Source organism: Gordonia sp. Z-3, from assembly GCF_036233855.1.
In the GTDB taxonomy this organism is placed as follows: domain Bacteria; phylum Actinomycetota; class Actinomycetes; order Mycobacteriales; family Mycobacteriaceae; genus Gordonia; species Gordonia tangerina.
In genome coordinates, this window is sequence record NZ_JAZARS010000014.1 from 122,238 (window position 1) to 141,889 (window position 19,652).

The window sequence follows — 19,652 nt, forward strand, 5'->3', positions numbered from 1 at the left end:
ACGGCGGCCGCGGGCGCGGGCGCCTGCCTACGGTGCGGATATGTCCACCCGCTGCGACGGCGCCACCACCACGTCCTCCCCCACGCCCGCGTATCTCCCGATCGCCGACCATGGCGTCATAGGCGATCTACGCACCGCCGCGGTGATCGGGGTCGACGGACGCATCGACTGGTTCTGTTGCCCGCGTTTCGACTCCCCGAGCGTGTTCGGTTCGCTGCTCGACGCCGAGCATGGCGGCGCGTGGACGATAGAGCAGATCGATGGGGATGTGACGACCCGGCAGTTCTATCTGCCTGACTCCAACGTCCTGGTGACCCGCTTCATGAGCGACGACGGTGTGGCCGAGGTCCAGGACCTGATGCCCATCGCGCGACCACACGATCCCGAGCACCGCACCCGCATCGTGCGGCGAGTGGTGTGTGTCCGCGGCAAGGTGAGATTCCGAATGCGCATCGCGCCGCGATTCGACTACGGGCGCGCCCCGCACACCGTCGAGGTCGGCGGTAACGGCCGCGCGACGTTCGAGACCGCCGAAACACGCCTGCACATCGCCTCCGACGCCGAGTGGCACGCCATCGACGACCGCGACCTCGAAGGCGTGTTCAGTCTCCGCACCGGCGAATCGATGACCACCGTCGCGGCCCCGGAATCCATCGCCGATGACTGCTTCACGCATGACCGTCGCCCCGAGGTCGTTGCCGAGACGGTTACCTTCTGGCAAGACTGGATCTCGCAGTCGACCTACACCGGGCGGTGGCGCGAGATGGTGCATCGCTCGGCCCTGACCTTGAAGTTGCTCACCCACGAACCGAGCGGCGCGGTGGTGTCCGCGGTCACCGCGGGATTGCCCGAGAGCATCGGTGGGGAACGCAACTGGGACTACCGCTATGTCTGGATCCGCGACACCGCGTTCACCCTGTACGCCTTGCTGCGACTCGGGTTCACCGACGAGGCCGCCGCGTTCATGCAGTGGCTGACGTGCCGCTTCGCCGACGGCGAGGACGACCTGACGGGTCCGCTACGCCTGATGTACACCCTCGACGGCGATCCCCCGCCGGAGGAGACACGGTTGGACTGGGAGGGCTATCGCGGGTCGTCGCCGGTGGTGATCGGCAACGCCGCCGCCCAGCAACGCCAACTCGACATCTATGGCGAGCTCATCGACTCGGTGTATCTGTTCAACAAGTACGGACCGGGCATCTCGTATCAGTCGTGGACTCAGCTCTGCGACGTAGCGGCCTGGCTGGTCGACAACTGGGACGCACCGGATCAGAGCATCTGGGAGGTCCGCACCGAACCGCGCCATCATGTGTACTCGCGGCTGATGTGCTGGGTAGGGCTGGAGCGGATGATCCGGATGAGTCGCCAGCGCGGCCTGCCCGGCGACATCGCCGGCTGGATGACGGCCCGCGACGAGATCTTCACCCAGATCATGGAACGCGGCTGGAACGAGAAGCTGGGCGCCTTCGTGCAGACCCTCGACGCCGACCGCCTGGACGCCTCGCTGCTCCTGATTCCGGCCGTGAAACTGTTGGCGCCCACCGACGACCGTTTCCAGAGCACGCTTCGGGCCATCGAAGACGAACTCGTCAGCGACTCGCTGGTGTTCCGCTACGACACCACCGACGGCCACGACGGCCTCGACGGCGGCGAGGGCACTTTCTCGCTGTGCTCGTTTTGGTACGTCGAGGCGTTGACACGCTCGGGCCGTCTCGCCGACGCCCGGCTGGCGATGGAGAAGATGTTCACCCACGCCAATCATCTGGGCCTCTACGCCGAGCAGATCGGGTTGACCGGCGAGCAGCTCGGCAACCTGCCGCAGGCCTTCACTCACCTGTCGCTGATCAGTGCGGCCATCAACCTCGATCGACGGCTGGCCGGCGGATGAACCGCCGTTACCTTTCCGTTATCCGAGTTGCAAATGCATCGCAGATGGTCTGCCGACAGCGGGTGTGGACCCGAATCGTCGATAGCGTTTTCGTATCGGCTGCAACACTCATGACGCGACAGGTTCATCCATGACGGTTCTCGACATTTCGCCCGCCACCGCGACGCGCACCGTGACCGATTCGGATATCGACCTCGCCGACCTACTCCGACGTGTCGGTGGCGGCGACCATGCCGCGTTCGCCGCCCTCTACGACAGCACGTGCGAGCGGGTCTTCGGAATGGTCCAGCGTGTGCTGCGCGACCCCGGATACAGCGAGGAGACCACTCAGGAGGTCTATCTGGAGGTGTGGCGGTCGGCATCGGCGTTCGATCCCGCCGCGGGGTCGGCGTTGTCGTGGCTGATCACCATGGCGCATCGCCGCGCGGTGGACCGCGTGCGGTCGGAGACGGCATCGCATCGGCGCACCACCGAATACGGGCTGGCCTCGCTACGCCCCGAGGTCGACGAGGTATCCGATGCCGTGGAGATCCGCGCCCGACGCCGGGAAGTCCGAGACGGCATGGACTCGCTGACCAACCTGCAGCGAGAATCTGTGGAGCTGGCCTACTTTCAGGGTCTGACCTATCGCGAGGTCGCCGACCGGCTGGGCATCGGGTTGCCGGCCGTCAAATCCCGCATCCGCGACGGCATGCGCAGACTTCGCACCCACTTGGAGCCGGGTCACGCTGCCTAGGGTGGAGTCGTGACCGCACACCAGTACGTCCTCAACTCCCCCGACACCTTCATCACCGACGCACTGCGCGGCTTTCTCGCCGCCAACCCGCGCATCGCCTGGCGGCCCGACCCCGGTTTCCTGCACCGTCGCGAGGCTCCGGGCTCCGGTGTCGCGGTGATCTCCGGCGGCGGGTCGGGCCACGAACCGATGCACGCCGGGCTGATCGGCGCGGGCCTGCTCGACGCCGCCTGCCCAGGCCTGGTGTTCACATCACCGAACGCACTGCAGATCGTCGGCGCCACCCGATGGGCCGACCGCGGGCAGGGCGTGTTGCACGTGGTGAAGAACTACACCGGCGACGTGATGAACTTCCGGATCGCCCGTCACCTGCTCCGCGAGGAAGTCGCCACCGATCACGTCCTCGTCGACGACGACGCCGCGACCGAGTCCGAGTCCGGTCCCGGTCGCCGCGGGACCGGGGCGACCATCGTCGTCGAAAAGATCTGTGGCGCAGCGGCCGCCCGCGGGGACGACCTCGCAACAGTCGCCGAACTCGGTCGCCGGACCGCCGACAACGCCCGCAGCTTCGCGGTTGCCTACCGCGCGTGCACCATCCCCGGAGCGCAGTCGGCGACCTTCGACCTCGAACCGGGCCAGATGGAGTTCGGTGTCGGCATCCACGGTGAGGCCGGCGAGGCGCGGACCCAGCAGGTCGGGGCACGGGAGTTGGTTCACCGCATGCTCGATCGCATCGTGGAATCACTGGGGCTCAGTACGGGCGAGCGGGTGATCTGCCTGGTGAACGGCCTGGGCTCAGCTCACCCGCTCGAGCTGTCGCTGGTGTTCGGGGAGGTGGTCGCCGATCTGTCGCAGCGCGGCGTCACGGTCGATCGCTCGATGGTCGGCACCTATGTCACCGCACTGGACATGACCGGCTTCTCGATCACCCTCGTCCGTCACGACGACGAGATCCTGGACCTGTTCGACGCCGACACCGAGGCACCGGTGTGGCCGTCACACATCGGCCGCGGTCCGGCGGAGGTGAGCGATGTCGAGTTCGCCGAACCCGACGACGCCGCATCCGAGGGCGCCGAGTCGGCGTGGCTGACGACCTTTGTCACCCGCGTTCGCGATTCGATCGACGACCTGACCGCGCTGGACCAGCAGGCCGGCGACGGTGACTTCGGTGCCAACATGGATGCGGCCCTCGGCCATTTCGAGGCGCCGCTTCGCGGGACGGATGCCGAGGTGTTGACGGCGATCAGCACCTCGTTCCTGGTGCGCGCCGGCGGTACCTCGGGTGCGGTGTTCGGGGTGCTGTTCCGTCAGCTCGCCTCCGCGTTCGCGGAATCCGATGACTTCGCTGCGGCCCTGCGCGACGGCACGGGCGCAGCGCTCGCCGAGATCAAGGACCTCGGTGGTGCCGAGGTCGGCGACAACACGATGGTCGACGCGTTGGCCCCGGCAGCCGGCGCGTTGAACGATGGCGCGGCGCTCGATGAGGTCGCGCAGGCAGCCGAGGACGGCGCCGAATCCACCCGCGACACCACCGCCGCCAAGGGACGGGCCAGCTATGTGGGCGAGAATGCCCGCGGCGTGGTCGATCCGGGTGCGCTGGTCGTCTCGTGGTTGTATCGGGCCGCGGCCGAGATCGGTAGCTGAGGCCGGTCTCGATACGTCACTCGCTGCCGCTCGCGACTACTCGACCACCGAGTTGGGGGCCTCATCGCCGTGGCGGGTTTCGCAGCGGCCAGACCCCACCCCCGCGGGTTGGAGTAGCGCCGAGCGAGCTTGCGAGCCCGGCGCGTATCGAAACCCGTAACGCAAGAATCCGCCCGTGACTGAAATCGGCCCCCTCGGACGGCTCCGAGGGGATATCCCCTCGGTCCGACCTGAGGGAGCCGATTTCAGTCAGTTGCGACTCTGCCGGCTCAGCCGAGCACCAACGACTCCCCGTCGGCACCCACATTCACCGGCACCACGTCGCCGTCGTGAATGTCGCCGGCCAGCAACGCCTTCGCGAGCTGGTCGCCGATCGCCTGCTGCACCAGCCGCCGTAGCGGACGGGCACCGTAGAGCGGATCGAAGCCACGCTCGGCCAGCCACTCCTTGGCCTTCGGGGTGACCGACAGCTCCAGGCGACGCTGCGCCAGGCGCTTGCCCAGCTGGGCGAGCTGGATGTCGACGATGGACACCAGCTCCTCCGGGCTCAGCGCGTCGAAGACGATCACATCGTCGAGACGGTTGATGAACTCCGGCTTGAACCGACTGCGCACGGCCATCATCACCTGGTCCTTGTCGCCACCCGCGCCCAGGTTGGACGTGAGGATGAGGATGGTGTTGCGGAAGTCCACCGTGCGGCCCTGACCGTCGGTGAGGCGACCCTCGTCGAGCACCTGCAGCAGCACGTCGAACACGTCCGGGTGCGCTTTCTCGATCTCGTCGAACAGCACCACCGTGTACGGCCGACGCCGCACCGCCTCGGTCAGCTGACCGCCCGCCTCATACCCGACATAGCCGGGAGGCGCGCCGACGAGCCGTGCGACGCTGTGCTTTTCTCCGTACTCGCTCATGTCGATGCGGACCATCGCACGTTCGTCGTCGAACAGGAACTCGGCCAGGGCCTTGGCCAGCTCGGTCTTACCGACACCGGTGGGGCCGAGGAACATGAACGAGCCCAGCGGACGATTCGGATCGGCCACCCCGGCGCGGGCGCGACGGACCGCATCCGACACCGCCTGCACGGCGTCCTTCTGGCCGATGACCCGTTGTCCGAGTTCATCTTCCATGCGCAGCAGCTTGGCGGTCTCACCTTCCAGCATGCGGCCGGCGGGGATTCCGGTCCACGACGACACGACCTGCGCCACATCGTCGGGTCCGACCTCCTCCTGCAGCATCACGTCCTGGCCGGGATCGGTGCCGGTCTTCTCCAGCGCGGCCGCCAGTTCCTTTTCGAGGCCCGGGATCCGGCCGTAGCGCAGTTCGGCGGCACGGCCGAGATCGCTTTCGCGCTCGGCGCGATCCGCTTCTCCGCGAAGCCGTTCCAGCTCCTCCTTGACGTCGCGCACAGCATCGATGGCGGTCTTCTCCGACTGCCAGCGAGCCGAGAGTTCGTTGAGCTTCTCCTTCTGGTCGGCGAGTTCGCCGCGCAGCTTCTCCAGGCGCTCCTTCGAGGCCTCGTCGGTCTCCTTCTGCAGGGCGACCTCCTCGACCTCGAGCCGGCGCACGATGCGCTCGACCTCGTCGATCTCGACCGGACGCGAATCGATCTCCATCCGCAGGCGCGACGCGGCCTCGTCGACCAGGTCGATGGCCTTGTCCGGCAGGAAGCGCGAGGTGATGTAGCGATCGGACAGCGTCGCCGCCGACACCAGCGCGGAGTCGGTGATGCGCACACCGTGGTGCACCTCGTAACGATCCTTGAGTCCGCGCAGGATGCCGATGGTGTCCTCCACCGACGGCTCGCCGACGTAGACCTGCTGGAAGCGGCGTTCGAGCGCGGCGTCCTTCTCGATGTGCTGGCGATACTCTTCCAACGTCGTCGCGCCGACCAACCGCAGCTCGCCGCGGGCGAGCATCGGCTTGATCATGTTTCCGGCGTCCATCGCGGAGTCGCCGGTCGCACCGGCGCCGACGATGGTGTGCAGCTCGTCGATGAAGGTGATGACCTGACCGGCCGATCCCTTGATCTCGTCGAGCACCGCCTTGAGGCGTTCCTCGAACTCACCGCGGTACTTGGCACCGGCCACCATCGAACCCATGTCCAGGGAAATGACCGTCTTGTTGCGGAGCGATTCAGGGACGTCGCCGGCGATGATGCGCTGCGCCAGCCCCTCGACGATGGCCGTCTTGCCGACGCCGGGTTCACCGATGAGCACCGGATTGTTCTTGGTGCGGCGGCTCAGTACCTGCACCACGCGGCGGATCTCGGTGTCACGTCCGATGACCGGGTCGAGTTTGCCCTCACGGGCGGCCGCGGTCAGGTCGGTGGAGTACTTCTCCAACGCCTGATATGTCGACTCCGGGTCCTCGCTGGTCACGCGGGCACTACCGCGCACCGAGACGAACGCATCCCGCAGGGTCTGCGGGGTCGCGCCGGCGTTGGCCAGCAGCTTGGCGACCTCCGAGTCTCCGGTGGCCAGCCCGACCAGGATGTGCTCGGTCGACACGTACTCGTCGTCGAGCTCACCGGCGAGCTGCTGAGCTGCACTGATTGCCGCGATCGACTCGCGGGAGAGCTGCGGCTGCGCGCTCGCGCTGGACACCGTCGGCGCTCGGTTCACCAGTGCCTGAGCCTGCGAACGAACCGTCGACGGGTCCACCCCGACCGCCTTGAGCAGCGGCGCGGCGATGCCGTCGGACTGATCGAGCAGGGCCACCAGGATGTGGGCCGGGCGCACGTCGGAATTACCAGCAGAGGCCGCCGCCTGCACAGCAGCGCTCAGGGCCTGCTGCGTCTTGGTGGTCGGGTTGAAGCTGTCCACGGGCGTGTACCTTTCTCTCTTTAGTCCAACAGGCTCAAGTATGAGCCATACGAGAGGTGTAACGCCAACAAACTTGAGTCTATTTCACTCAACTTGAGCTTCATCGGTGACGCAGGACACGTCCACGGGCGCGAGGAGTAGGCGCTTGCGGAGAGCGATAGGCGGCCGCCCCAACACTCACAACTGCGCCCGGTTGCGTGCCATGACCTGTTGTCGATTCGCTTCCAGCGCCGACCACTCCGGCGCCGCCGCCGCTGCCAACTCCCCTTCCACATCGAGGGCCGCCCCGGTTGTCGCATCCCAGCCCGCGTCGTAGATCCGCTTGACCGACCGCATCATCTCACCGTCGGCATCAGCGATCCGCCGTGCGAGGTCCCATGCGCGTCCCAGCAGATCCTCGTGTGCGACGACCTCGGTCACCAGGCCGATGCGCAATGCCAGGGCCGCATCCACCACTTCCCCGGTGAATGCCGCACCATTTACCGCACCCACCACGGGTGTGGCGAGCTCACCAACCAGCCGGATGCAGTTCGACTCGCGGATGGCCTCGAGGTAGGCGGGTCCGTCGGCGGCCAGGCTCTTGAGGTCGAGTCCCGCGCAGAATGCCGGGTCGGCACCGGTGAGCACGATCGCCCGAACGGCGTCGTCCGCGTCGAGTCGGCGCAGTGCCGCGCTCAGGCCATCGGCCAGATCCGGGCTGAGCGCGTTGCGCGCCTGCGGCCGATCGAGAGTCACCAGTGCGGCACCGTCACGCACATCCACCAGCAGCGGTTCGGTCACCGCTGTGACACTACGCGCGGAACCACGGCCGATACTTGCGATTGCCCTCGATGATCTCGGTGGCCATCGACAGCGCCGCGCTCACCACGTCGACACCGTTTCGCTCCGAACGGTTCACCATGTCGCGGGCCGTGTCCGCGATGGCATCGACGCGGTCGGCGAGGCCGCTCTCGTCGTCGCGGAGTTCGGCTTCTACCGCGATGAGCCCACCGGCGTTGGCGACGAAGTCGGGGACGTGCACGATGCCACGCTCGCGCAGATCGCGGGCGAGCGCCGGGGTCGTGAGCATGTTGTTGGCGGCACCGACGAGTGCCGAAGCCCGCAACCGGGGGACCGCATGCTCGTCGATGACCCCGCCGGCGGCGCATGGTGCCAGCACATCGGCGTCGGCAAACAGAATGTCGGCCAAATCCGTGGCGGTGACCCCGAGTTCGTCGACCGCGTCGTGCACCCGTACCGGATCGATGTCGGCGGCGAGCACCTCCACTTCGGCAGCACACAGCATCCGGGCGACGTGCAGACCGACATTCCCCAGCCCCTGGATCGCCACGCGACTGCCCGCGACGGATCGACCACAGGCCTCCAGCGCGACCTCGATGCTGCGCACCACGCCACGCGCGGTGAAGTAGGACGGGTCGCCGCGCTGCGCGCACACCACCGGGACGTGACGTCCGATCAGCTCCAGATCGCGCACCGACGTGCCCATGTCGAGTGCCGGGATATAGCGACCATTCAATGCCGCAACATATTTGGCGTGAGCGATCAAGACCTCGTCACGGTTGGCCACGCGCGAATCGGCGTTGATCACACTCTTGCCGCCGCCGAGCGGCACTCCGGCGAGCGCGGCCTTGTAGGTCATCGCCTGGGCGAGATCCATCGCATCCGCCACCGCGGCCGCCCGAGACGGATAGCGACGCATCCGCACACCGCCCAGCGATGGCCCAAGCGTCGTATCATGTACGGCGATAACCGATTCCAGTCCCACCTCGGGATCTCGGCAGATGACGAGCTGTTCGAAATCGCGCTGGTGGAGTTCGGCGGTCAAGTCGGATGCTGCGAAGGTTGTGGTCATGGCGCCCGACGCTATGACCGACCGAAATGCGGCCGCAAGGACTTGGCGCGAACTGACCCTCGTGACGCAAACGTTTATCACCGGGAGAGCGCTTTCGATAAATTGTTGCGCATGGTCGATCTCGATGATGTTGATCTGGCCCTGCTGGCCTTGCTGTCCGAGGACGGCCGCGCCACCTTCTCGGAGCTGGCCGGCCGGGTCAATCTGTCCGTCGCAGCGACCAAGCGCCGAGTCGATCGGTTACGTGCCCAGCAGGTGATCACCGGATTCACCGCCACGATCGACCAGACGGCACTCGGCTGGCCGGTGCATGCCTTCACCGAGGTGCGCTACGTGGGCACGTCGCAACCCGAGGAGATGATGCAGGCGATGACGGAGATACCCGAGGTGGAGGCCGTCTACACGATCGCCGGCGACCCCGACATGCTGGTGAAGGTGCGCGCCCGCGACCACAGCCACCTGCAGCAGGTCATCAACCATCTACGTCGGGGCGGCAAGGCGACCGGGACGAAGACGATGATCGTGCTCGGCTCGTGGCATCGGTGACGACGCACCAACGGCACCCGGCGAGCGTCGTCACGACTCTGCGCGCAAGAAATTTCCACACGAAGCCGGTCAATACGACGATCTTTGCGTCCTGACCCGGATTTCGCGTCTTCATCTGGCGTGTGCCACATCACACTGCTTGCATGGCGGGCAATGCCGGCACTCACCTGACAGGCCGGGGCGCAGCCCGCGGACACCGATCCCGCGCACCCCGGCCGACCGCCACAAGCGGGAGTTCCCGGCAGCCGGATGCACACTGCGCGAGCACAACTCGCATTGAGGAGACACCATGCCCGGAGTCGGCATATGGCGGACGAAGTCGGTCGAGCAGTCGATCGCCGAAACCGATGAGCCGCGCAGTCGATTACGCAAGGACCTGACCACGCGGGATTTGACGACCTTCGGTGTCGCGGTCGTCATCGGTGCCGGCATCTTCACCCTCACGGCCCGCACGGCCGGTGACGTCGCCGGACCATCGGTGTCGCTGGCCTTCGTCCTCGCCGCCGTCGCCTGCGGCCTGGCGGCCTTGTGTTACGCGGAGTTCGCCTCGACGGTCCCGGTCGCCGGCAGCGCCTACACCTTCTCTTACGCCACGTTCGGCGAGTTCATCGCCTGGATCATCGGGTGGGACCTGATCCTCGAGTTCGCTCTGGCCAGTTCGGTGGTGGCCAAGGGGTGGTCACTGTATCTGGCCGACTTCCTCGGCACTGCGACCACGGTCGAGATCGGCGGTGTCAGCCTGGATCTGGGCGCGGTGGTGATCATCGGTGCCATCACGCTGACGCTGGCCTTCGGCGTCAAACTGTCGTCGCGGGTATCGGCGATCGTCACCGCCATCAAGGTGGCGGTGGTGCTGTTGGTCATCATCGTCGGCGCCTTCTTCATCAACACCGACAACTACCGGCCCTTCGTCCCACCGACGGAGGCGAACACCGAGAGCGGGGCCGGTCTGCAGCAGACGCTGTTCTCGCTGCTCAGCGGCTCCCACGGCAGCGACTACGGCTGGTACGGCCTGTTGGCCGCCGCCAGCCTGCTGTTCTTTGCCTTCATCGGGTTCGACGTCGTGGCGACCACCGCCGAGGAGACCAAGAATCCGCAGAAGTCCATTCCCCGGGGCATTCTGGGCTCGCTGGCCATCGTCACCGTCCTCTACGTGGCCGTCACCGTCGTCCTCACCGGCATGGTCAGTTATCAACAGCTGCGCACCGACGGACCACTCGTCGACGACGGCACGGCCACCCTGGCAACCGCATTCGAGTACCACGGGGTGACCTGGGCGCAGACAGCGATCAACGTCGGCGCACTGGCCGGCCTGACCACCGTCGTGATGGTGATGATGCTGGGGCAGACACGGGTGCTGTTCGCGATGTCCCGCGACGGGCTCGTCCCCCGGTCGTGGGGCACAACCAACAAGTCCGGCAATCCGATTCGCATCACGATGCTCGTCGGCGGAATCGTCGCGGTGATCGCGGCGGTGTTCCCCATCGAGACACTCGAGCAGATGGTCAACATCGGCACCCTGTTCGCCTTCGTCCTCGTCTGCGCCGGTGTCATCGTGTTGCGGCGCACGCGGCCCGACCTGAAGCGCGGCTTCCGGGTTCCCGGCAGCCCGATCGTTCCGGCGATCGCGATCATCGCGTGCGGATGGCTGATGATCAATCTGTCCGTGGAGACCTGGATTCGCTTCGTCGCATGGATGGTGCTGGGTGTCGTCGTCTACCTTATCTACGGTCGGCGCCATTCGGTCCTGGGACGGCGACTGGCCGCTCCTCCCGCAACACTCGCAACTGAGCCCGAGTACGTCTCGACCGGCGCACGCGCAGAGCAAGCGTCGACCGACGACTGACCACCGTTTCTCTCACGTATCACGCGGGTCGACCCGACCATCCCACATGGTCGGGTCTTCCTGCGGCGAGGGCAGATCCAGTCCGAGTGCGGACATGTGCGGCAACACACGATCGATGACCGAGTTCAGGTGTGCGAGATCATCGGCGTCCAGGGCATCGAAGATCAGTCGCTGCGCCTCGGTGCTGTGTCTCGGCGCAGCCGCACGCACCAGGTCCATTCCGGCTTCGGTGAGCATCACCGACACGGCACGACGGTCGCTGCCGTCGGACGACTTGACCCGTCGCACCCACCCCCGACCCTCCATCACCGTGACGGCGTGCGACAACCGACTCTGCTCACTGTGCGCGAGGACCACCAGACGCCGCATGCCGATGGTCTTCTCTGGCGCCTCCGACAGCCGGAACAGGATCATGTACTGCGAGTGGGTCAGCCCGCTGTCGCGCCGCAACTGAACATCGAGAGCATCGTCGAGCAGCATCGACAACGTCAGGAACCCACGAAACGCCCGCTGTTCGTCCGGAGTGAGCGTCATGATCGCAGCGTAGCAAGTTCTTGAACTTTCATACAGATGGTCGTACGATCAGAATTCATGAAGATTCATGCACACTCGCATGCGCTTCCTCGACCGACTGCGAAGGAACGACAATGACCGCTGCATCCCCCTCGACGATGCCGATGGCGTTCCTCGGGCACGGCAGCCCCATGAACGCGATCGAACACAACCGCTTCACCCAGTCGTGGGCAGAATTCGGCCGGTCGGTCCCCCGCCCGCGAGCCATCCTGATGATCAGTGCCCACTGGTACATCAACGCCACCGCGGTCACCGGCATGGCGCGGCCCCGCACGATTCACGACTTCTACGGATTTCCGCGCGAGCTGTTCGATTTCGACTATCCGGCACCGGGATTGCCCGATCTCGCCGGTGAGGTCGCCGACGTCGTCAAACCCACCTGGGTGGGCACCGATGCCGACAGCTGGGGTATCGATCACGGCGCGTGGTCGGTGCTCGCGCATGCCTTCCCCGACGCCGACATCCCGATCGTCCAATTGAGTATCAACGGCGAACGCGATCTCGACTACCACTTCGATCTCGGCGCACAACTGGCCCCGCTGCGCGAATCGGGTGTGTTGATCATCGGCAGCGGCAACATCGTGCACAATCTGCGCGCCGTCGACTTCTCCGTTCCGGAGTCCGGCTACGACTGGGCACAACGCTTCGACGATGCCGCACGTCAGGTCATGCTCACCAACCCCGCCGACTACCCGACACTGGCCGGCCACCACGACTATGCCGCGGCCGTGCCCACGCCCGACCACTTCCTACCCTCGGTGTATCTCGCCGGCCTGGCGGCCGGCACCTCCGACGACTCGTCCACAACCGTCCTCGTTGACGGTTGCTCGTACGGGTCGCTGTCGATGACGTCCTATGTGGTGGACTGACACGTACGCGTCACCGCAACGGATTTCCCCACCTCACCTCGTCCCGGATCCTGCGCTTGAGCAGCTTCCCACCCGCGTTACGCGGCAACGCTTCTCCCGACACGGCGGCAAACTGCGGCACCTTGAAGTCGGCCAGGCTGCGCCGGCAATGGTCGAGGACGGCGTCGAGGTCGAGCTCCCCGGACTCCGACACCAGCACCGCACCGACCTTCTCGCCCATCACGTCGTCGGGCACCGGCAGCACCGCGGCGTCCAGCACGCCGGGGGCCGACAACAGCACCGCCTCCACCTCGATACTGGACACGTTCTCGCCCCCACGATTGATGATGTCCTTGATCCGGTCGACGATGTGCACGCGACCGGCATCGTCGACCCGAACGACGTCCCCGGTGTGTAACCACCCGCCGATGATGGTGTCCGCATCCGCATCCGGGCGTTGCCAGTAGCCGCCGGTCACGTTGGCACCGCGGACCACGAGTTCGCCGACACTCCGGTCGTCGCCGATCGGCACGATGCCGATGTCCACCGACGGTACGGCGTAGCCCACCGAGTCGGCGTGGGCGACGGCATCCGCGTCGGGCAACACCGTGATGAGTGACGCGGACTCGGTCATTCCGTAGCCGTTCATCACCGTCGCCCGCGGGAAGGCAGCCTGGAGTTGTTGGACGAGCGTGGGCGCGATCGGCGCCCCGCCGTAGCCGACGACCCGCACCCCGGACACGTCCGCGCCGGCAAAGGCGGGATGTCTCAACAGCAATGCGTAGACCGCCGGAACCGTGATCAGGTAGCCGATCCGCTCGACCACCACGACGTCGGCCATGGTCGCAACGTCGAGCTGCGGCATGATCACCGACGTACCGCCGACATAAGCGGCCACCAACAGCTGCGAGTTGCAGCCGGTCACATGAAACAGCGGCACCGAGACCAGGGTGCGGTAATCCGAACCCAGATCGCGGGAGATGCCAGAGCACCGGATCATGTTCTCGGCGTTGGTGATGAACGCCTCGTGGGTGGTGGGCACCCCTTTCGGCCGGCCGGTCGTTCCCGAGGTGTAGAAGAACGCTGCGACGTCGCGAGCCGTGAGGTCGTCGGCGACGTACGGCTCCCCGATAGGCAGCGGCGTGTCCGGGGTGAGATCCACCCGCACCGCGGCATCGTCGAGCACGAATTGCACTTCGGCGTCGGCCATTCGTGTGTTGACCGCCACCACCACACCGCCGGCCAGCACGGTGCCCCAGAAGGCCAGCACCCAGTCCACACCCGCCGCGTACCGTAGTGCGACTCGATCGCCCTTTGTCACGCCCTGCTCTCGCAAACCGCCCGCCACGCGGCACGCCTCGTCCCACAACTGGGCGTACGTCAGGCGGCGTCCACCGAGTTCGACGACGGCCTCGTCCTTCGGAGCCGACAGGGCACGCTCGCGGACAACGTCGACCAGCGTCGCCGGCAGACCCGTGTACCGGGGCACGCCATCGTCGTCGCGGACGACGCCGGAGACGCCGAAGGGATTCCGGTCACGACCGATCTCGATGACGGCGCTGTCACTCATTCTTCGTTTGTACTCCGGGACAGCCGCCGACGCCCCCGCTTCGACGCATCGACGCGCGCGAGTACTCAAACCCGTCGCAACGCCAGCACCGGGATCGTGCGGACACCTGCGGTCTTGGCCTCGTACTCGGCGAACCCCGGATACCGCTTGGCCTGTTCGGCGTAGATACGGTCGCGGTTGTCGCCGACGACCTCATTGACGGCGACGTCGAAGGTCTCGGTGCCCACCTCCACACGGGCGCTTCCGGACGCGGTGAGGTTGTGATACCAGGCGGGATGAGAGGGGGCACCGGCCTTGGACGCGAAGATGTACATCAGCGCCGCATCGTCGTCATCGGGCATGAACATCAGCGGGGTGACGTTCTGCTTGCCGCTCTTGCGACCCGTGTGATGCAGCAGGACCATCGGCGCACCTTCGAACGGGCCACCCACCTTGCCCTCATTCGCACGGAACTCGTTGATGATCTGGGTATTCCAGTCGTCGGTCTCGCTCATGGTCACTTCCTTCGTCGCACGGTGGATCCCCCTGCGACCATTCCTACCCCGCCCGGGACGATCGGACGCGCGAACCGGCCAGAACGCGGCCGATGTCACGGCGACTCTCGACCGTCTGATGCACCAGGTAGTGACGTAGTGCACACAACTCGCGTTGAGACTTACTGCCTAGTAACCTTCGGGGTGATAGTCGGGGGTTGGTCATGAGTGAAGATGCGAGTATGCACCCACTGGTGCTTTCTGCAGCGGAATTGTCACGAAAACTATTGACACCATTGCCATCACGTTTGAGGCACACCGAAGGTGTGGTGTCCAGGACGCCGGGGCTGGCCAAGACGGTACCCACCGCGGATCGGCCGACGCTGATCGCGGCGGCGTGGTTGCACGACGTCGGGTACGCGCCACAATTGGCGTCCTGCGGATTCCATCCGATCGACGGTGCCCACCACCTCGAGTCGCTGGGATGGTCGCCGGAGATCTGCGCTCTGGTGGCCCACCACTCCGGAGCGCGATTCTGCGCCGAGATACACGGCCTCGGCGAGGAACTCAGCAGCTTCGAGTTCACCGAAGACGCCGTCAGCGACGCCTTGACCGTGGCCGACCAGACGTCGGGACCACAGGGACAGTATCTGCCCCTCGACGAGCGCATGCAGAACATGCTGACGCGCCACGGCCCCGACTCGGTCAACGCCCGCGCCCACGCGCAGCGCGAACCGTACTTCCGGTGCGCCTGGGCCCGCGTCGCCGTACGCCGACTATTCGCCGATTGCGCCGTCGATCATCGCGTACTCATCGCTGGTTGACCGCGGCCAACGCCACTACGACGTGGCCAGAGCCGAGGCCGCATCCGCTGCCGGCGCCGACACTCACGGCCAGAAGATCGTCCCGTTGGCGAAGTCCTGGGCGAAGCGCGACCCGACACGGTACTCGCCGCCGAGCGGCACACCGTAATACCCGCCGGCCGCCCCCGTGGCCCGCCACTTCTGCAGGATACCGCCCCACACGATCTGCGCACCGCCGGTCTTGCTCCAGCAGATCGACCCCCCGGTGAAGTCGTTGGCGCGTCCGCTGCCGGCCTTGAACTCATTGGTGACCGGGAATCCGAGCGGTCCGCGCTCGGCGCCCGCCGCCTGCCACCGCTGCCGGATGGCGCCGCCGATCTGGTGCGCGGTGCCATTGTCGGCCGACGGGTGCCAGTAGAAGGTGACATCGCGGGCGAAGGTCTGGTAGCGACCGCCCTTGGCCGCAGCGCGTTCGTCGGAGGTCGGCACACCCCACTTGAACACGCCACCGCTGCCGAGATAGGCCTCGCCGATCTTGCCGCCTACCGCGTGGCCACCGAGGACCACGTCCGCGGACGCCGGTTGGATGAATCCGAGCGCACCGAACACGAGAGTCATCATGACTACCGCGGTGGTGCGGAGGGCTCGTCGGGCCAGCGGACGCGGAGTTGGATCAGGATTCGGCATCCCCGGCAGTGTACGGACCCACCGAAACCGGCTGCCGGTGAGGCATCGGACATCCGTCGCGGGAGGTCGTATTCACCTGGGCCGCCATCGTTTCCACACCGCATGTCCGGTGGCGCGGACCTTCTCGTCGAAACGCAGTTCGACATCACAGACGATCTCGGCCTCGACCGATTCGACGATCGTCGCGCGGAGCTCGACCGGCAGATCGAGCGGGCTCGGTCGGACATAGCGGACGTCGATACCCGCGGTGACGAACGGCAACAGCGCTCCGTCGAGTGAGTGCCACCCCTGCACCGACGCCTCGTTCATGACCGCCGCGGCGCTGTGGCAGTCGAGCAGTGTGGCGATGATGCCGCCGTTCAGATACCCGATCCCGTTGTCGTGCTCGGGCCACGGTGTGAACGTGGCGACGACGCAACCGCCGTCGACAAAACTCTTCAGGCGCAACCCGCGCTCGTTGGCCGGTCCGCAACCGAAGCAGTTCATCGTCGGGAACAGCCGGTCCTGCACTGCGATGGTGTCCACAGACTGCAAGTATCCGCCTGGACGCCCGACCTGGCGAGACTTTGCCTCGGCCCGTCGTCACCGCTCCAGCGAGATCCGCATCGGCCACGGGGTCGACGTCACGATGTCGCCGACGAAGCCGGTCGCCACGTAACCGCCCGGTGTCAGCTCCAATGCAGTCACCGAGAGGTCTTCATCGACGATCCAGTAGTGCGGGATGCCCGCCTCGGCGTATTCGCTGCTCTTGGTGACGCGATCGGTGCGTCGCGAGCCCGGCGACATCACCTCGATGGCCAGCGCCAGCTGATCGGCGGTGATCGGGAACTCCACGGACGTCGTGGAGCGAACGATGAGGTCGGGCACGCGCACGGTGGCCGGGGTGTTGGGATCGATCACGACATCGACCTCGATCAGCACCTCGAAGCCCGGTGGGAGCTGGTCGCTGAGTTGAGTGGCGAGACTCAACACCACGCGTGCGTGCGCGGGTCGCGGCCGAGGCGCCACTATCCGCACACCCTCTTGCAGTTCGACTCGGACCTCACGGTCCTCGCCGCTTTCCCACCACTCATCCAGCGACAGCAAATGGGCGCGAGCTGGGCGGGACATGCTCAGGAGTGTAGTCGGGTTGGTGAGCTCGGGATGGAAGGCCGCAGCTCATCGGATCGGACGAATCGAGTACGAGACCTCGCGCTCTGCAGGGTGAATGGCCACGGAGCCGAATCTGTCATGTCGAGGCTCAATCGTCAGACGATGACCCGATCTGTGCACAACCTGGTCAACATTCCACGGAAACGCCGGCCACCCATCGTGCGCGCTATGGTCGAGTCCGAGACCCGTCCGCAACCGGAAGCGACACCGATGTCCGACATCAACTTCTACTTCGACCCGGTCTGCCCCTTCGCCTGGATGACCAGCAAGTGGGTTCGAAAGGTCCAGGCGCAACGCGACTACAACGTCGACTGGCGGTTCATCTCGCTTCGGCTGCTCAACTCGCACATCGACTACGACAGTCATTTCCCGCCCGAATACGAGGCCGGGCACACTGCGGGACTGCGATTGCTCCGGGCCGCCGCAAGCGTGCGACGCGAACACGGACGAGAACCGATCGGACGACTGTACGAGGCGTTCGGCACGCGGATCTTCGACTCGCACACCGGGACCTACATCGTCGATGGACGCGATGATCGAGGCACCGAGAACTTTCTGAAACCCGTGCTGGACGAACTGGGCCTGCCGGCCCATCACGCCGCCGCGCTGGACGACACATCGTTGGACGCGGAGATCCGGGCCGAGACCGACGAAGCGCTGGGGCTGACCGGCCGCGACGTCGGCACGCCGATCATCCACTTCGAGCCGCCAGAGGGGGTGGCGTTCTTCGGCCCGGTCATCAGCCGCCTGCCCAGCGACGAAGATGCCGTCGAACTGTGGGATCACGTCGTCGGGCTGGCCCGCTTTCCCGGTTTCGCCGAACTGAAGCGCAGCCTGCGCGAGCGTCCCCAGCTGACCGCGTTCGGGGTGGACACCACCGAAGCCGGGTTGCAAGAGGACTGGCACGGCGGGAGCCGGCGCACCAAGAAGTGAGTGGCCGGACCGGCCGGGATCGGATCACCGCGCGACCACGACCACCGGCGGCTGCTCGGTCGACTCGGTGGCAGGTGCGGGGCTCTCGGCAACGGCGAACATGATCAGTCCCATCATCAGGATCTGCGGGACGGCGACCGCGGTGGTGTCCAGCATCGACGTCCAGCGGCGATGCGCCCAGCGCGGCGTCGGGACCGTGTGTGTTCGCGCGGCCATGGTGTACTCCTCGTCTCGGTGTCCTCACCGATGAGGTTCGCCGACCACGCTTGGGGATCACTTGAGGTTCACTGGTCGCGAGCTGTGTAGCACCCGCCTTCTGTGTGTCGATCCAGCAGAAATGCGCCCCACAGAAGCACCCCGCACAGCACCTTCGCAAACACTGTGTTCACGAACGTGCTGGTAGGGGCGCTATTGTGGGGCGCATTTCGCCTAGCGGCCGTCCGACGTCCCGGGCCGGGCCGAGCCGGTCGGCTGTGCTCAGATGATGCTCACGACCAGATTCCAGATGGCGACGCCCAGGTTGTAGATGGCGATGATCATTGGTGTTCCTCTCGTAGACCCGGTTGGGGTTCCGGCCCATCGGCCGAACGAGAGTAGGACGTTGCCGGAGTTCGCGAATGTTCCCGGTTCGCGCCGTCAGTTCCTGTGACTCGCGCCGACTACGGTTGCGCGCATGGCGGCGCCGCCGCGTCCTGTGACAACGGCTTGCCCAGCGGAATCAGATAGAGCACGTCGAGCACCACGGGTACGTCGCCGAGATTCTCGCCCTCATGCGTATTCTGCTGCCCGCGCGGCTCTTCGATGATCGTCCCAGGACCGTAGATCGTCGGGACGCAGTCCGGGCCGGGGTGGGTCAGCGTCCCCGATCGCACCAGTCCGACCAGATCGCCGTCGTGATAATGCCAGCCGGTGGTGCCACCGGGAGCGATCGTGATCTCCCGCACGGCCACATGGACGCCGTCGGGGACGAACGGCAGCAGTCCGGCCGGGACGTCCCCCTCTGCCACCGTCACCGCGGAGATCCCCGACGACGGTGTGGCGAGCGCGGGTGAGGTGCCGACACCGGAGAGCGCCGCAACCACGCACAGTCCGGCGAGAACGCGCAGGGATCGCAGCATGGTCGAAAGGTACCGCGCGCACCGGGCGCGTTCACCGTGTTCGGACAACCTGCCCGGTCGCTGTGCGAAGTCCGCGGCCACGCCACCGGCAACCACAGCCCGGCCGGTGACGAAAGTGTGACCGTCGTGCCAATCTGCGCCCCCGACCGGAGTTCCTCGGT

General features: G+C 66.4%; 19 protein-coding genes. 8 read left to right on the forward strand and 11 right to left on the reverse strand.

What is annotated here, in order from left to right; translation table 11 throughout:
* The first annotated feature begins 40 nt into the window (after positions 1–40).
* From VX037_RS16845 to VX037_RS16855, 3 genes are all read left to right on the forward strand, one after another.
* Positions 41–1,888, forward strand: a complete 1,848-nt coding sequence (locus tag VX037_RS16845; RefSeq protein WP_328715030.1) for a glycoside hydrolase family 15 protein — start codon at positions 41–43, stop codon at positions 1,886–1,888.
* Positions 1,889–2,018: 130 nt separating this feature from the next.
* Complete coding sequence (sigK, locus tag VX037_RS16850) at positions 2,019–2,624, forward strand: ECF RNA polymerase sigma factor SigK (RefSeq protein ID WP_328715032.1); 606 nt, start codon at positions 2,019–2,021, stop codon at positions 2,622–2,624.
* Positions 2,625–2,633: 9 nt separating this feature from the next.
* Positions 2,634–4,268 carry a dihydroxyacetone kinase family protein gene (locus VX037_RS16855; protein ID WP_328715034.1) on the forward strand — a complete coding sequence of 545 codons (1,635 nt, stop codon included), beginning with the start codon at positions 2,634–2,636 and terminating at the stop codon, positions 4,266–4,268.
* 269 nt (positions 4,269–4,537) lie between these two features.
* On the opposite strand, the gene clpB is transcribed toward VX037_RS16855, so the two are convergent.
* The 3 genes from clpB to VX037_RS16870 form a co-directional block, all read right to left on the reverse strand.
* Entirely contained in the window at positions 4,538–7,090 is a 2,553-nt protein-coding gene (clpB, locus tag VX037_RS16860; RefSeq protein ID WP_266063489.1) for an ATP-dependent chaperone ClpB, read from the reverse strand.
* A 177-nt stretch (positions 7,091–7,267) separates the two neighbouring features.
* The gene (locus VX037_RS16865) at positions 7,268–7,870 is read right to left on the reverse strand and encodes an enoyl-CoA hydratase-related protein (protein WP_328715035.1); all 603 of its coding nucleotides are present in this window, start codon (positions 7,868–7,870) and stop codon (positions 7,268–7,270) included.
* 10 nt (positions 7,871–7,880) lie between these two features.
* Positions 7,881–8,942: a Glu/Leu/Phe/Val family dehydrogenase gene (locus VX037_RS16870; RefSeq protein ID WP_266063491.1), complete on the reverse strand. Its 1,062-nt coding sequence runs from the start codon at positions 8,940–8,942 to the stop codon at positions 7,881–7,883.
* A gap of 111 nt (positions 8,943–9,053) precedes the next feature.
* Between VX037_RS16870 and VX037_RS16875 the strand changes: the two genes are divergently transcribed.
* Positions 9,054–9,488 carry an Lrp/AsnC family transcriptional regulator gene (locus VX037_RS16875; protein ID WP_287015750.1) on the forward strand — a complete coding sequence of 145 codons (435 nt, stop codon included), beginning with the start codon at positions 9,054–9,056 and terminating at the stop codon, positions 9,486–9,488.
* A 289-nt stretch (positions 9,489–9,777) separates the two neighbouring features.
* Positions 9,778–11,334 (forward strand): APC family permease, encoded by a 1,557-nt coding sequence (locus tag VX037_RS16880; RefSeq protein ID WP_287015751.1) that lies wholly within the window; start codon positions 9,778–9,780, stop codon positions 11,332–11,334.
* 12 nt (positions 11,335–11,346) lie between these two features.
* Here the strand turns inward: VX037_RS16880 and VX037_RS16885 are convergent, their stop codons facing one another.
* Positions 11,347–11,868: a MarR family winged helix-turn-helix transcriptional regulator gene (locus tag VX037_RS16885; RefSeq protein ID WP_235724305.1), complete on the reverse strand. Its 522-nt coding sequence runs from the start codon at positions 11,866–11,868 to the stop codon at positions 11,347–11,349.
* Positions 11,869–11,981: 113 nt separating this feature from the next.
* Between VX037_RS16885 and ygiD the strand changes: the two genes are divergently transcribed.
* Complete coding sequence (ygiD, locus tag VX037_RS16890) at positions 11,982–12,776, forward strand: 4,5-DOPA dioxygenase extradiol (RefSeq protein WP_266063495.1); 795 nt, start codon at positions 11,982–11,984, stop codon at positions 12,774–12,776.
* 10 nt (positions 12,777–12,786) lie between these two features.
* Here the strand turns inward: ygiD and VX037_RS16895 are convergent, their stop codons facing one another.
* Positions 12,787–14,325, reverse strand: a complete 1,539-nt coding sequence (locus VX037_RS16895) for a class I adenylate-forming enzyme family protein (protein ID WP_266063496.1) — start codon at positions 14,323–14,325, stop codon at positions 12,787–12,789.
* 65 nt (positions 14,326–14,390) lie between these two features.
* The gene (locus VX037_RS16900) at positions 14,391–14,819 is read right to left on the reverse strand and encodes a nitroreductase family deazaflavin-dependent oxidoreductase (protein WP_266063497.1); all 429 of its coding nucleotides are present in this window, start codon (positions 14,817–14,819) and stop codon (positions 14,391–14,393) included.
* A gap of 308 nt (positions 14,820–15,127) precedes the next feature.
* On the opposite strand from VX037_RS16900, the gene VX037_RS16905 reads away from it, so the two are divergent.
* Positions 15,128–15,622: a hypothetical protein gene (locus tag VX037_RS16905; protein ID WP_287015752.1), complete on the forward strand. Its 495-nt coding sequence runs from the start codon at positions 15,128–15,130 to the stop codon at positions 15,620–15,622.
* Positions 15,623–15,685: 63 nt separating this feature from the next.
* Here the strand turns inward: VX037_RS16905 and VX037_RS16910 are convergent, their stop codons facing one another.
* The 3 genes from VX037_RS16910 to VX037_RS16920 all read right to left on the reverse strand — a co-directional run bounded on the left by VX037_RS16910 (position 15,686) and on the right by VX037_RS16920 (position 17,398).
* Positions 15,686–16,288 (reverse strand): LGFP repeat-containing protein, encoded by a 603-nt coding sequence (locus VX037_RS16910; protein ID WP_235724309.1) that lies wholly within the window; start codon positions 16,286–16,288, stop codon positions 15,686–15,688.
* Positions 16,289–16,360: 72 nt separating this feature from the next.
* Positions 16,361–16,813 carry a PaaI family thioesterase gene (locus tag VX037_RS16915; RefSeq protein ID WP_328715036.1) on the reverse strand — a complete coding sequence of 151 codons (453 nt, stop codon included), beginning with the start codon at positions 16,811–16,813 and terminating at the stop codon, positions 16,361–16,363.
* Between the two features lie 57 nt (positions 16,814–16,870).
* Complete coding sequence (locus VX037_RS16920) at positions 16,871–17,398, reverse strand: Uma2 family endonuclease (protein WP_235724311.1); 528 nt, start codon at positions 17,396–17,398, stop codon at positions 16,871–16,873.
* Between the two features lie 210 nt (positions 17,399–17,608).
* On the opposite strand from VX037_RS16920, the gene VX037_RS16925 reads away from it, so the two are divergent.
* Positions 17,609–18,373, forward strand: a complete 765-nt coding sequence (locus VX037_RS16925; protein ID WP_266063501.1) for a mycothiol-dependent nitroreductase Rv2466c family protein — start codon at positions 17,609–17,611, stop codon at positions 18,371–18,373.
* Between the two features lie 24 nt (positions 18,374–18,397).
* Here VX037_RS16925 and VX037_RS16930 read toward each other — a convergent pair whose 3' ends face one another.
* Complete coding sequence (locus tag VX037_RS16930; protein ID WP_235724312.1) at positions 18,398–18,589, reverse strand: hypothetical protein; 192 nt, start codon at positions 18,587–18,589, stop codon at positions 18,398–18,400.
* Positions 18,590–19,032: 443 nt separating this feature from the next.
* A complete protein-coding gene (locus VX037_RS16935) occupies positions 19,033–19,491 on the reverse strand; it encodes a cupin domain-containing protein (RefSeq protein ID WP_235724313.1) in 459 nt (152 codons plus the stop codon).
* Between the last annotated feature and the right edge of the window lie 161 nt (positions 19,492–19,652).

Bases quoted from the DNA above. Each gene is read 5' to 3' on its own strand.
- VX037_RS16845 (WP_328715030.1), top strand. From the start codon at position 41: ATGTCCACCCGCTGCGACGGCGCCACCACCACGTCCTCCCCCACGCCC.
- sigK (WP_328715032.1), top strand. From the start codon at position 2,019: ATGACGGTTCTCGACATTTCGCCCGCCACCGCGACGCGCACCGTGACC.
- VX037_RS16870 (WP_266063491.1), bottom strand. From the start codon at position 8,942: ATGACCACAACCTTCGCAGCATCCGACTTGACCGCCGAACTCCACCAG.
- VX037_RS16875 (WP_287015750.1), top strand. From the start codon at position 9,054: ATGGTCGATCTCGATGATGTTGATCTGGCCCTGCTGGCCTTGCTGTCC.
- VX037_RS16880 (WP_287015751.1), top strand. From the start codon at position 9,778: ATGCCCGGAGTCGGCATATGGCGGACGAAGTCGGTCGAGCAGTCGATC.
- VX037_RS16885 (WP_235724305.1), bottom strand. From the start codon at position 11,868: ATGACGCTCACTCCGGACGAACAGCGGGCGTTTCGTGGGTTCCTGACG.
- ygiD (WP_266063495.1), top strand. From the start codon at position 11,982: ATGACCGCTGCATCCCCCTCGACGATGCCGATGGCGTTCCTCGGGCAC.
- VX037_RS16895 (WP_266063496.1), bottom strand. From the start codon at position 14,325: ATGAGTGACAGCGCCGTCATCGAGATCGGTCGTGACCGGAATCCCTTC.
- VX037_RS16900 (WP_266063497.1), bottom strand. From the start codon at position 14,819: ATGAGCGAGACCGACGACTGGAATACCCAGATCATCAACGAGTTCCGT.
- VX037_RS16910 (WP_235724309.1), bottom strand. From the start codon at position 16,288: ATGCCGAATCCTGATCCAACTCCGCGTCCGCTGGCCCGACGAGCCCTC.
- VX037_RS16920 (WP_235724311.1), bottom strand. From the start codon at position 17,398: ATGTCCCGCCCAGCTCGCGCCCATTTGCTGTCGCTGGATGAGTGGTGG.
- VX037_RS16925 (WP_266063501.1), top strand. From the start codon at position 17,609: ATGGTCGAGTCCGAGACCCGTCCGCAACCGGAAGCGACACCGATGTCC.
- VX037_RS16930 (WP_235724312.1), bottom strand. From the start codon at position 18,589: ATGGCCGCGCGAACACACACGGTCCCGACGCCGCGCTGGGCGCATCGC.
- VX037_RS16935 (WP_235724313.1), bottom strand. From the start codon at position 19,491: ATGCTGCGATCCCTGCGCGTTCTCGCCGGACTGTGCGTGGTTGCGGCG.